The organism is Nitrospiraceae bacterium (genome assembly GCA_019637075.1).
Classification (GTDB): domain Bacteria; phylum Nitrospirota; class Nitrospiria; order Nitrospirales; family Nitrospiraceae; genus JAHBWI01.
Map to the genome: position 1 here is coordinate 150,953 of JAHBWI010000006.1, position 12,864 is coordinate 163,816.

Genomic DNA, 12,864 nt, shown 5'->3' on the forward strand with positions numbered 1-12,864 from the left:
GGGGTCGGCCATGTATCTCACAAAGAAGGGCAAGGCGCCTCACCAGGCCCACGTCGGGATCCCCGAGGGACTCTGCGAAGAAGAGCATGGACGGGAAGGGTTCGCGGGGGCGGTCTCGCACCTCTATCGAACGCATCCCCCGACGGCCTGGGTCAGGATCGAGGGGCCGCTCAAACCGCGCGCCTTTGCCTACCGTAAGATTCGCGGAACGGATTCCCCGACCCGCTCCAACCTTCCCATCCCCATCATGCAGAGCCGGGACGCAGTGCTTTCTGCTTGGTGCCGGCTCGACAGCATGCCGCACTTCATCCGGAACGCAGACGGCGATGAGGTGCACTTCGTCCACCAAGGCACGGGACGTTGCGAGACTGATTACGGCACGCTGCACTATGAACCGGGCGACTATCTGCTGATTCCCAAAGGCACCACCTACCGCATCCATGTGGACGCCGGTCCTTCATTGCTCTTGATCATTGAGACGCCGACGGCAGTGGCCTTGCCGGAGCGGGGGCCGCTTGGACAGCACGCCCTCTTCGATAAAGGGGTGATTGCCGCCCCGGAGCTGGGCATGGGAGATGCTCCGGACCTCGAGGGTTGCGAATGGGAAGTGGCCATCAAACGCCACAACGAATACACCAGGGTGTTTTATCCCTTCTATCCGATGGACGTGGTCGGCTGGAAAGGCGATCTCTGGGCGGCCAAGCTGAATGTACGGGACATCCGACCGGTCACCAGCCCTCGGTATCACTTGCCGCCCAGCGTTCACGGGACATTCCAGGCGGGAGGCTGCCTGATTTCGACATTCGTTCCGCGGCCGCTCGAAAGCGATCCGGACGCGTTGCGCGTGCCGTTCTACCATCGAAACATGGACTATGACGAGGTGCTGTTCTATCACGACGGAGAATTCTTCAGTCGCGCCGGCATTCAACCAGGCATGTTGACGCTACACCCGCAAGGCATCCATCACGGCCCGCAGCCGCAAGCCGTCCAGGCCAGCAAAGGAAAGACCCATACGAACGAGATCGCCGTCATGATCGAATCCAAGAGCCCGTTCATGGTGACACCTGAGCTAGAGGCCGCGGAGATCGACGGCTACGCCTTGAGTTGGAGCAGGCCATGAAATTGGTCACGTTCCAGGTGCGCACTCCGGTGGGAAACTTCGCGCGTGTGGGAGCCATGCACAATGGGGCATTCGTGGACCTCAACATGGCATATGCGCGGCTGCTGGCGGACGAATGTGAAACCCAGCCTCGGCGACTGGCCGACGCTCACGTTCCGGCCACCATGCTGGAGTTTCTTGAAGGCGGCCCCTCCGCGATGGCCGCGGCGCGGAAGGCCGTGGAACATGTGAGTACGCTGGGCTCCACCACCGAGGGTCCGGAGGGAGAGGCTGTGTTTTATTCTCCGACCTCCGTGCGACTGGCTCCGCCATTGCCGAATCCACCCTCGCTCCGCGACTTTATCGCCTTCGAAGAACACATCGCCGCGACATCGACGCGGCGAGGCCAGCCGATTCCGCCGGAATGGTACAAGATGCCGGTCTACTATAAGGGCAACCCCCGCACGATTATCGGTCCTGAACAGGACCTGGCCTGGCCGCTCGACACGACGAAGCTGGACTATGAGCTGGAACTAGCCTGTGTCATCGGTCGGAAGGGAAAGGATATCGCCGAACAGGACGCGCCGAACTACGTCGCCGGCTACACGATCATGAACGACTTCAGCGCCCGGGATATCCAATTTCAGGAAATGGCCTGCCGGCTGGGCCCGGCGAAGGGAAAGGATTTTGCGACCGCCATCGGACCCTGCCTCGTCACGCCGGATGAAATCCCTGACCTGAGCAGGCTGACGATGGTGGCGCGGGTCAACGGAGAAGAATGGTCGCGCGGGCGATTCGGCACGATCCATTGGTCCTTCCCGCAGATGATCGCACACGTGTCCCGCGGTGAGTCGATCTATCCTGGAGACCTGTTCGGCTCGGGAACCGTGGGCGGGGGATGTGGGCTCGAACTGGACCGCTACTTGAAGCCAGGCGATGTGGTGCAATTGGAAATTCAACCGATCGGGGTGCTGACAACCAGGGTGGTGGGCGTTTCGTCCCACTAGCCGCAACGAGGTCGGATCATGAGCCTCATCCTCGATGAACGGGCTCTCGCCGAGCTGGTGCAACAGCAGCGTGAGATCTACGATGATCCGGCGTTCGACAGCAAGCTGGAAGCGATCATTCGTGACGGCTCCGAGACCAAGCTGAGCGGCTGGGAAATCCTCAGGATCTTGCACACCTCCCGCTGCGTCTACTTCGACACCCACGTGGAGGTGGTGTCGGGTCATCACACCGCGACCTACCTTCGGTTTGACTCGATCGCCCGTTACCCCCATCTGATCAAGCTGCTGGCGGCCGACATGGCCGACTGGATCCGGCGGGCATTCCGTCAGGCGCCGCCGACCGGCATCCTGACCACCGCCTCTGCTGCGCAGTCTCTCGCCCATGGGATCGCGGAGGAACTGCGCCACACGATGCCCCTGCGCGTAACCCTCACACCCTACAGTCACGAAACTGGACGCATCGGGACCGACATTGCTGTCGGCACAGTACACAAGGGCGAACGGTTTGTGGCGCTCAACGACGTCACGACGCGGGGGAATTGCGTCGGCAAGCTCGGCAAGGTCGTGACAGATCAGGGCGGCCAGCTCGTCGGCATGATGGTCTTCGCGCGTCGCGACAGCGGTCAGTTCCCGCTCATGAAAGAGCTCACGACGCAATACCCGTTTTACTACACGACGGATCTCGACATGCCCCAATGGGAACCGGCTCAGTGTCCGCCATGCCGGGCGCTGAAGCCCCTGTTAGCCTGGAGAGATATGCCCGAACTCTGATCCTGCTACCCTGCGAGGAGGCGCCTATGGACTTGGCAGAGGCGACGAAAGCCATCAAGCGAGCAGATCTCCTGCAGATGTACTACTACCTCCGGCTCACCCGATCACTGGAAGACCGCATCACGGCCCTCTATCGTCAGGGGCGCATCGTCGGCGGCGTCTATACGAGCCACGGCATGGAAGCCATCGCCGTGGGCTATGCATCCGCGCTCGAGCGCGATGACGTGATCGCGCCGTTCCATCGGGACATGGGCGCCTTCCTGATCCGGGGATTCTCTCCGGGCGAAATCATCGCGCAATATCTGGGAAAGCGCACCGGCCCGACCAAAGGCAAGGACGGCAACGTGCACATGGGGGATTTGAAACGTGGCGTCATCGGCTTCGTCAGCCATCTGGCCGACAACATGCCGGTTGCGACCGGCCTCGCGCTCGCGTTCAAGATCCGAGGGGAATCGCGGGTCGCCATTGCCGGTACCGGCGACGGAGGTTCCAGCCGCGGCGATTTCCACGAGGCAATGAACTTTGCAGCGGTGCGCAAGTTGCCGGTCGTGTTCTTCTGCACCAACAACCAGTACGCCTATTCGACGCCCATGCGGCTGCAGATGGCGATCACCGATGTCGTGGAGCGGGCCAAGGCCTACGGCATGCCGGGAGAAATCGTGGACGGGAACGACGTCGCCGCAGTGTATCTGTCATCCAAGCAGGCGATTGCCCAGGCGCGTTCCGGTGGGGGCCCAACGTTTCTCGAATTCAAAACGATGCGGATGCACGGCCATTCGGAACACGACCCCGCCAAGTATGTGCCCCGTGAGTTGCTGGAGGAATGGAAGAAGAAAGATCCGATCCTCAAAGCGGAACGGTTGCTCACGGAGCTTGGGTACGGCAATGAGTCGTACTTTCACGATGTGGAAGAGCGGGCGAAGAAAGACATAGAGGCCGGCCTTGAGTTCGCCGAGCACAGCCCGCTGCCTGATGGCCCCGAAGTGCTGGAGGGAGTCTTCGCAGACACAGCGGAAAGCCATTAACCGGCCCGGCTCGGGAAGGAGTACCCATGACGACGACGGCGGCAGCTACCGGCGAAGTGACCTACCTGGAAGCGATCTCCCAAGCCCTGGACGAAGAAATGACGCGCGACGAGCGGGTCTTTCTCTTGGGCGAGGACATCGGCATCTACGGCGGGGCCTTCAAGATTACCGAGGGCTTTCTCCAGAAGTACGGGGAATGGCGGGTGATCGACACGCCCTTGGCGGAATCCGGGTTCGTGGGAGCCGCCATCGGCGCGGCGATGATGGGTCTGCGTCCGGTGGTGGAAATGCAGTTCGCCGACTTCATCTCCTGCGCCTTCGACCAGATCACCGAGGTTGCGGCAAAAAATCACTACCGCTGGGGAGCGGCCGTGCCGATGGTGATCCGCGCGCCGTTCGGAGGCGGTGTCCACGGCGGCCCCTTCCATTCGGAATGTCCAGAAGGCTGGTTCTTCCATTCACCCGGATTGAAGCTGGTGGCTCCGTCCACTCCCTACGATGCCAAGGGTCTCCTGAAGGCAGCGATCCGCGACCCCAACCCGGTCATTTATTTCGAACACAAGTTTCTCTATCGGCGGATCAAGGCCGCCCTGCCGGCTGAGGATTACGTGGTCCCGATCGGCCAGGCCGATATCAAGCGATCTGGCACCGACCTCTCCGTCATCACCTATGGCGCCATGGTGCACCTGGCGCTGGAGGCGGCCCAACTCTTGGCCAAGGACGGCATCGACGTGGAAGTGATCGATCTGCGCACGCTGATCCCCCTCGACGGGGAGACGATCTACCACTCGGTGCGCAAGACCAGCAAGGCCATCCTGCTGCATGAGGACAACAAGACCGGCGGAATCGGGGCCGAAATCGCCGCGCGATTGGCCGAAGACTGCTTCGACTGTTTGGACGGGCCGATCGTGCGAATCGCGGCGCCGGATACGCCGATCCCGTTCAGCACGCCGTTGGAAGAGTATTTTCTGCCGAAGACGAGCGACATCGTCGCGGCCGCCCATAAATTGGCAGCGTATTGAAGATCGAGGGACGCATCCTCATTTGCCGTTTCACGTCTGACAGCTGACGTCCGACGAGGCTCCAATGGCGACCGAAATCATCATGCCTCAGCTTGGAGAAAGCATCGCCGAAGGCACCGTCGTCAAATGGCTGTTCCCGGTGGGAGACCTCGTCCAGAAAGACCAGCCGCTGCTCGAGGTGGAAACCGAAAAGGTGACGCTGGAGATTCCCTCACCGGCGACGGGCCGATTGACCGAGGTCCTGGTGAAACAGGGAGCCACCGTTCCGGTCGGCACTCTGCTGGCACGGATCGACAGCGCCCCCCCGAGCGAGGTGATCAACCGGGTCGGTGGCGTCGTGGTCCGTCAAGCGGCAGGGATGACTGGAAGCCCTGAACACCACTCACCGGCTGTTCGCCAGTTGGCAAAGGAACATGGGGTGGACCTCGCTCAGCTAAAGGGAAGCGGGACCGGCGGACGAGTCACCAAGAAAGATGTGCTGGATTTCGTCGCCGCTCATGCATCTTCGACCGATCAAAGCCGACCCTCGCCACCGAAGGCAGCCGACGACGAAGTCCTGCCTTTGACGCCCATGCGAAGGACGATCGCCGAACGAATGGTGAACAGTCGTCACACGGCAGCCCACGTAACCACGGTGTTCGAAGCCGACTTCTCGCACGTCGCGAAGGTCCGAGACGGGCACAGCTTGACGTACCTGCCTTTCGTCATTCGAGCCGTGGGCCAAAGCCTCCACGACGTGCCGCTCCTGAACTCCTCATGGAGAGACGACGGTATCATCCTCAAAAAGGACATCCATGTCGGAATCGCGACGGCCTTGGACGACGGACTGCTGGTGCCGGTAGTCAGACATGCAGACCGCAAGGGGGTGAAAGAACTGGCGGATGCCGTGGCGGATCTGGCGGAACGGGCGCGGTCCAAACAGTTGCAGCCAGACGAAACGCAGGGAGGGACCTTCACGATCACCAATCACGGAGGGTTCGGCAGTCTTTTCAGCGCACCGATCATCCACCAACCACAGATCGCCATCCTCGGGGTCGGCGCCATCCAGAAGCGGGCCGTGGTAATCAATGACGCCATCGCGATCAGACCGATGGGATACTTGAGCCTATCCTTCGATCATCGTGTGATCGACGGTGCGACGGCCGACCGGTTCATGGCCAAGGTCAAAACACGTCTTGAGCAGAGCGATTGGGAGAAGCAGCTGTGAGCAGAACAGAACGGGTGGTCATCGTGAGCGCAGCGCGAACACCGATGGGCAGTTTCAACGGTATGTTCAGCTCCGTGCCTGCTACCAAGCTGGGCAGTATCGCCATCGCCGAGGCGTTGAAGCGGATCCATCTCGCGCCGGAACAGGTGGACGAGGTCTTGATGGGTTGCGTACTGACCGCAGGACTGGGGCAAGCGCCGGCCAGGCAAGCTTCCATCGGCGCCGGCATTCCCAGTTCGGTCGGCGCCACGACAGTCAACAAGGTCTGCGGCTCCAGCCTGAAGACCGTCATCATGGCAGCCCAGGCGATCGCGCTGGGCGAGGCCGGCGTTGTTGTGGCAGGCGGCATGGAGAATATGACACGGGCACCCTACCTGTTGGAGAAGGCGCGACAGGGGTATCGGTTGGGACATGCTGAGCTGGTGGACAGCTTGATTAAAGACGGCCTGTGGGACGTGTACAACCAATTCCACATGGGCATCGGGGGGGAACGCTGCGCCGCTCGATACCAATTGACCAGGCAAGAGGTGGACGACTTTGCGTTGGAAAGTTACCGCCGCGCCAGAGCCGCGATGGCGATGGGGGCCTTCGCCCGGGAGATCGTGCCGGTGGCGGTGCCGCAGCGAAAGGGGGCGCCGCTCGTCATGTCGGTCGACGAGGAACCGAATCGCGTGGATCTCGGGAAGCTACGCGAGCTCAAGCCGGTCTTCCAGGATGACGGCGTGCTGACCGTCGGCAACTCGCCTTCCTGCAATGACGGGGCTGCCGCATTGGTAGTCATGTCGGAGCACAAAGCCGCCCAGCTCGGGCTCGCTCCGCTGGCCCGCATCGTTGGATACGCCGGCGCGGCGCTGGCTCCCGAATGGTTCACGATTGCGCCCGTGGAAGCCATCAAGCTCGTGCTCAAGAAGACGGGGCTCTCGGTCGGAGAGATCGACCTGTTTGAAATCAATGAAGCGTTTTCCGCCGTCTCGCTGGCCGTCAATCGGGAGTTGGGGCTTGATGAAAAAACCGTCAACGTGCACGGCGGCGCCGTTGCACTGGGGCACCCCATTGGCGCGACCGGAGCGCGCATCCTGACAACCCTGCTTTCCGCGATGGCAGCCCGGGGAGTCCGTCGAGGGTTAGCCAGCCTTTGCATCGGGGGCGGTGAAGCCTTGGCGATTATTGTCGAACGGGACGGGTGATCGGCAAGGAGTGATCGGTTCTACCGGTCTCACCCGACGCATCACGAGGCGAATGTGACGCCGGACATCAGGACCATCGGCATCGTCGGAGCAGGTCAAATGGGCCGCGGCATCAGCCAGGTCTGCGCCGCAGCCGGGTTTGACGTGCTGCTCGTCGACGTGACGGAAGCGCTCCTCGGGGAAGCTCTCGTCAAAATGCAGGCCGCCGTGGACAAGGCCATCGAACGGGGCGGCCTCGGTCACCGGCAGGCCGATAGCGTCATGGCATCGATCCATCCGACCACACAGCTCGAGCGGTTGCAGGAAGCCCAGCTCGTCATCGAGGCGATTCCGGAAGACCTCCTGCGCAAAGAGAAACTCTTCGCCGCACTGCACTCCCTCTGTCGGCCGCAAACCGTCCTGGCCAGCAACACATCCTCCATCTCGATCACGAAACTGGGCTCGGCCTCCGGGCGGTCGGGACGTGTAGTCGGGCTGCACTTCATGAACCCTGCGCCGGTGATGCAATTGGTGGAGATCGTCCGCGGTCTCGAGACCTCCGATGAGACGATGGCCGTGGCGCTCGACTTCGTGAAGCGGCTCGGGAAAATTTCCGTCGTGGCCAAAGACGTGCCGGGATTCATCGTCAACCGGGTCCTCATGCCCATGATCAATGAAGCCGTGTTCGCGTTCGAAGAAGGCGTCGCGTCAGCCGAAGATATCGATCTCGCCATGAGGACCGGCGCGAACCATCCGGTGGGGCCCCTGGCGCTGGCCGACCGCATCGGATTGGATACGGTCCTTGCCATCTGCGACGTGTTGCTCAGAGACCTCGGTGATCCCAAATTTCGCGCCGCTCCCCTGCTTCGTCGATACGTCGAAGCGGGCTGGCTGGGGCGTAAAACGGGCCGTGGCTTTTACGACTATCGGGAGCAGGAAGCCGGCAGCCCTCAATTCTCGGCGCAAGCAAGACGCTGATGACCTCATCGTCGCCGGCTTCTGTCTCCGCGGGGGAGACCATGCAGGAACGTCGATCTCGATTCAGCACCCTGTCGGGTCTCGAAATCAATCGCCTGTATACGGACCACGACCTCAAAGACTGGTCGCCTGAGAAGGATCTCGGGGCTCCGGGAGAATTTCCCTACACGCGAGGCGTGTATCCCTCCATGTACCGGAGCCGACTCTGGACGATGCGCCAGTTTGCCGGATTCGGCTCGCCCGAGGACACCAATCGACGATTCCAATACCTCCTGGAACAGGGACAGACCGGACTGAGCGTGGCATTCGACATGCCGACGCTGATGGGCATCGACGCCGACGATCCCCGTGCCCACGGCGAGGTCGGTCACTGCGGCGTGGCGATCTCGTCGCTGGCGGATATGGATCGCCTGTTCAAGGATATTCCCCTCGATGGCATCACCACGTCCATGACCATCAATGGCCCGGCCGCGGTGCTCTTCGCGATGTATGTGGCCGTCGCCGAAAAGCGGGGTATTCCCATCGAGCGGCTCGGCGGGACTCTACAGAACGACATTCTAAAGGAATACATCGCGCAGAAAGAGTGGCTCTTTCCTCCGACCCCTTCCCTTCGCCTCATCACGGATCTCATCGCGTACTGCGTCAAGCAGGTTCCCAAATGGCATCCGATCAGCATCAGCGGCTACCACATCCGCGAGGCAGGATCGAACGCCGTGCAGGAACTGGCCTTCACGCTCTATGACGGCCTGACCTATGTCGATGCAGCGGTGAAGGCCGGGCTGGCGGTCGACAATTTCGCGCCCCAGTTATCGTTCTTTTTCAACGCTCATAACGACTTTTTCGAGGAGATCGCCAAGTTCCGGGCGGCGCGCCGGCTCTGGGCCCGCGAGATGACACGCCGCCACCGTCCAAGCGATCCGAGGTCGGTCCAGCTTCGCTGCCATGCCCAGACCGCCGGCTGTTCGTTGACCGCACAGCAACCGATGAACAATGTGGTCCGCACCACGGTTCAAGCACTTGCGGCCGTGCTCGGCGGTGTGCAGTCACTGCACACCAATTCCATGGACGAAACCCTCGCGCTGCCGTCGGAGGACGCGGTGAAGCTGGCGCTCCGAACACAGCAAGTCCTTGCTCAGGAGAGCGAGGTTGCGAACTGCGTGGACCCGCTGGGCGGCTCCTATTATGTCGAGGCGCTGACCAACCGGCTGGAGGACGGAGCGCAGGACTACTTCCGCCGGCTGGATGAATTCGGCGGGATGGTGAAGGCGATCGAAAGCGGCTATCCGCAACGGGAGATCCTCGACACATCGCAGCGGTATCAGCGCGAAGTGGAGCAGAAAGAGCGGGTCATCGTGGGCATCAACGAGTATGTCGAATCGGGCGCGAGACCCATACCGATCCTCAAGGTCGGCCCGGACGTCGAACAGCGGCAAATCGCACAGCTCGCCGATCTCCGGAAATCGCGCGATCCGTTCAGAATGGCGGGAGCGATCGAGGAACTGCAGGAAGCCGCTTCCTGCAGCGAGAACGTCATGCCGTACTTGGTTGCGTCGGTGAAGGCCAAGGCCACGCTGGGCGAGATTTGTTCGGCGCTCCAGGAAGTGTTCGGGACGTATCGGGAGCCGGTGGTGCTGTAGCCGATTTCGGCAATCAGCTCTCAGCGGGAAGTATCGAGGGAGACACGCAAGCCGGCCACTGAAACCTAACGTCTATTGCTTGGTGATGAGATGAAGCTCGGCGGCTACGACATCTACCCGGTCTCCGACGGCCGGTTCCGGCTCGATGGAGGAGCCATGTTCGGGGTCGTTCCCAAAGTACTGTGGGAACGCTGTTGCGAAGCCGACGGATTGAACCGCATCCCTCTCAGCCTCACTTGCCTGCTGATTCGCGCGAGAGGCCGGAACATCCTGGTGGACACGGGGCTGGGGCCGAAGGAAGACGAACGATTTCACCGGATGTTCGCCGTTGAGCGGACCCCGACATTACTGGAATCCTTGAAGCGGCTTGGAGTCGGTCCGGACGACATCCATCTGGTGATCAATACCCATCTCCATTTCGACCACGCGGGCGGCAATACCCTGAGGGGGGACAACGGAGCGTTGAACCCGACGTTCCCCAAAGCCCGCTACGTCGTCCAGCGCGGCGAGTTCGAAGATGCGGCCGGCGCGAACGAACGGACCAAGGCCAGTTATCGCTCCGAGAATTTCTCGCCGATCGCCCAGCTGAATCAGTGGGAATTCCTGGATGGCGACACCGAGATCGCCCCGGGGATCACCGCCGTCGTCACAGCCGGCCATACTCGCTACCATCAAGGCGTCAGGATCGAATCGCAAGGACAGGTGGCCTTCTTCCTCGGGGACTTGATTCCCACCGCGTCTCACCTTCCGCTCCCCTACATCATGGGTTACGACCTCTTCCCGATCCAAACCCTGGAGGCCAAGCGCCGGCTGTTGGATCGCGCCGCCGAGGAACGCTGGCTGTTGTTGTTCGAGCACGACCCGCAGATCCAGGCTGGGCTGGTCATGAAGGATCACGACGGCAAGTACCTGCTCCAGAAGGTGAACATATGGCAGTAGCGACGAAGCCACTTCGCATCCTGATCGGCAAGGTCGGACTCGACGGGCATGACCGCGGCGTGAAGCTCATTGCCCGCGCGCTACGGGACGCCGGGATGGAAGTCATTTACACGGGACTGCACCAGATGCCGGAAGTCGTGGTCAGCACGGCCATTCAGGAGGACGTGGATGCCATCGGCCTGAGCATTCTCTCCGGAGCCCACAATACGCTGTTTCTTCGGGTGCTGGAATTACTGAAAGACCAGGGCGCGGAAGACATCGTGTTGTTTGGGGGCGGGATCATTCCGGATGAGGACATGCCGGGGCTCAAAGCAGCAGGGGTCAAAGCGCTCTTTAGGCCTGGCACTGCCATGCAAGACATCGTCGAGTTCGTCAAAGAACTTCAACCGCGCGACTGAGGGACCATGCGTACCCTTTCTACCGCCGTGGTCGGCACCGGCGATGACTTCGCCGCAAACCGGCTTCACTATGAAGGACTGATCGCGGACCTCCGGAAGCATCTTGCCCTTGCAAGGGCGGGAGGGCCTGCCGAGGCCGTCACGTTGCACAAACAGCGCGGTAAGCTGACCGCCCGCGAACGCATCACGGCGTTGCTCGATCCGAATAGGCCTTGGTTGGAGTTGAGTCCCCTCGCCGCCACGGGGACCCACGACGAGCAGGTCGCAGCCGGAGGTCTGATCACCGGCATCGGCTATGTGTCCGGTCGGCCCTGCCTCATCGCCGCGAACGACGCGACCGTCAAGGGCGGCACGTACTTTCCGATCACGATCAAGAAGCACCTGCGAGCCCAGGAGATCGCATTGGAGAATCGCTTGCCGGCGATCTATCTGGTCGATTCCGGAGGAATCTTCCTCCCCCTGCAGGCGGAGGTCTTCGCCGACAAGGACCACTTCGGGCGCATCTTTTACAACCAGGCGCGCCTGTCCGCGCTCGGCATTCCTCAGATCGCGGTGGTGATGGGCATGTGTACGGCAGGCGGCGCCTACGTTCCGGCGATGTGCGACGAAAACGTCATCGTGAAGGGGACCGGTACGATTTATCTGGGAGGTCCGCCGCTGGTTAAGGCGGCCACCGGCGAAGACGTGACGGCCGAAGAACTCGGCGGAGCCGACCTCCACACCAGGCTCTCCGGCGTCAGCGATCATCTCGCCGAGAACGATCAGGATGCATTGGACATCTGCCGTTCGATCGTGGAGACATTGCCTCGGCGGCCGCCAACGCGAAAACCAGAGCCGATCGAGGAACCTTGCTACCAGGCTCGCGATCTCTACGGGCTGATCCCGAGCAACCCTCGCCAGACCTTCGACGTGCGGGAGGTCATTGCCCGGCTTGTGGACGGAAGCCGATTCCACGAATTCAAGGCTCGATACGGCCGTACCCTGGTTTGCGGGTTTGCCCGCTGGGTGGGGCATCAGGTCGGGATCGTCGCCAACAACGGAGTGCTGTTGTCTGAAGCTGCCTTGAAGGGTGCGCATTTCGTCCAGTTGTGCAACCAACGGCGCCTGCCGCTCGTGTTCCTGCAGAACATCACCGGGTTCATGGTCGGGAAGGACTACGAAGCCCGTGGAATCATCAAGGACGGGGCCAAAATGGTGCAGGCCGTCGCGACCGCGGACGTCCCGAAATTCACCGTCATCATCGGGGCCTCTCATGGAGCGGGAAACTATGCCATGTGCGGACGCGGCTATGGTCCTCGATTCCTATTCCTATGGCCGAATGCCAGGACCTCCGTGATGGGAGCGCAACAGGCGGCCGAAGTGCTGGTGACCGTCAAGCAGCAGCAGCGAACCCGTGAGCAAGCCGCCTTCTCGATTGAGGAACAACGCAAGCTGCGCGAGGCCACCCTGGCTCAGTACGAACAAGAAAGCAGCGCCTATTTCAGCACCGCCCGTCTCTGGGACGACGGGATCATCGATCCTCTGGAGACGAGGCGCATCATCGGCCTATGTTTGAACGTGGCCCCGACCACTCCGATGCGCGGGTCGCAGGCACCTGTCTTTCGCATGTGAGGGA

12 protein-coding genes are annotated in these 12,864 nt (G+C 61.7%); all 12 read left to right on the forward strand.

Annotated features, from left to right (window positions below):
* Positions 1 to 10: 10 nt before the first annotated feature.
* A complete protein-coding gene (locus KF814_16130) occupies positions 11 to 1,120 on the forward strand; it encodes a homogentisate 1,2-dioxygenase (GenBank protein ID MBX3237674.1) in 1,110 nt (369 codons plus the stop codon).
* Positions 1,117 to 2,106, forward strand: a complete 990-nt coding sequence (locus KF814_16135) for a fumarylacetoacetate hydrolase family protein (protein ID MBX3237675.1) — start codon at positions 1,117 to 1,119, stop codon at positions 2,104 to 2,106. Before KF814_16130 ends, KF814_16135 begins: the two co-directional genes overlap by 4 nt.
* Positions 2,107 to 2,124: 18 nt before the next feature.
* On the forward strand, positions 2,125 to 2,877 hold the full coding sequence (locus tag KF814_16140; protein MBX3237676.1) for a hypothetical protein: 753 nt from the start codon (positions 2,125 to 2,127) through the stop codon (positions 2,875 to 2,877).
* A gap of 26 nt (positions 2,878 to 2,903) precedes the next feature.
* Positions 2,904 to 3,902: a thiamine pyrophosphate-dependent dehydrogenase E1 component subunit alpha gene (locus KF814_16145; GenBank protein MBX3237677.1), complete on the forward strand. Its 999-nt coding sequence runs from the start codon at positions 2,904 to 2,906 to the stop codon at positions 3,900 to 3,902.
* Between the two features lie 26 nt (positions 3,903 to 3,928).
* Positions 3,929 to 4,924 carry an alpha-ketoacid dehydrogenase subunit beta gene (locus KF814_16150; protein ID MBX3237678.1) on the forward strand — a complete coding sequence of 332 codons (996 nt, stop codon included), beginning with the start codon at positions 3,929 to 3,931 and terminating at the stop codon, positions 4,922 to 4,924.
* A 64-nt stretch (positions 4,925 to 4,988) separates the two neighbouring features.
* Positions 4,989 to 6,131: a 2-oxo acid dehydrogenase subunit E2 gene (locus KF814_16155; GenBank protein ID MBX3237679.1), complete on the forward strand. Its 1,143-nt coding sequence runs from the start codon at positions 4,989 to 4,991 to the stop codon at positions 6,129 to 6,131.
* Between the two features lie 44 nt (positions 6,132 to 6,175).
* Positions 6,176 to 7,318, forward strand: a complete 1,143-nt coding sequence (locus KF814_16160) for an acetyl-CoA C-acyltransferase (GenBank protein MBX3237680.1) — start codon at positions 6,176 to 6,178, stop codon at positions 7,316 to 7,318.
* Between the two features lie 99 nt (positions 7,319 to 7,417).
* Complete coding sequence (locus KF814_16165; protein MBX3237681.1) at positions 7,418 to 8,275, forward strand: 3-hydroxybutyryl-CoA dehydrogenase; 858 nt, start codon at positions 7,418 to 7,420, stop codon at positions 8,273 to 8,275.
* Positions 8,276 to 8,316: 41 nt separating this feature from the next.
* Positions 8,317 to 9,912 carry a methylmalonyl-CoA mutase family protein gene (locus tag KF814_16170; GenBank protein ID MBX3237682.1) on the forward strand — a complete coding sequence of 532 codons (1,596 nt, stop codon included), beginning with the start codon at positions 8,317 to 8,319 and terminating at the stop codon, positions 9,910 to 9,912.
* A 90-nt stretch (positions 9,913 to 10,002) separates the two neighbouring features.
* A complete protein-coding gene (locus KF814_16175) occupies positions 10,003 to 10,851 on the forward strand; it encodes an MBL fold metallo-hydrolase (GenBank protein MBX3237683.1) in 849 nt (282 codons plus the stop codon).
* The gene (locus tag KF814_16180; protein ID MBX3237684.1) at positions 10,842 to 11,249 is read left to right on the forward strand and encodes a cobalamin B12-binding domain-containing protein; all 408 of its coding nucleotides are present in this window, start codon (positions 10,842 to 10,844) and stop codon (positions 11,247 to 11,249) included. The genes KF814_16175 and KF814_16180 overlap by 10 nt, the downstream gene beginning before the upstream one ends.
* Positions 11,250 to 11,255: 6 nt before the next feature.
* Positions 11,256 to 12,860: a methylcrotonoyl-CoA carboxylase gene (locus tag KF814_16185; protein MBX3237685.1), complete on the forward strand. Its 1,605-nt coding sequence runs from the start codon at positions 11,256 to 11,258 to the stop codon at positions 12,858 to 12,860.
* Positions 12,861 to 12,864: the final 4 nt, after the last annotated feature.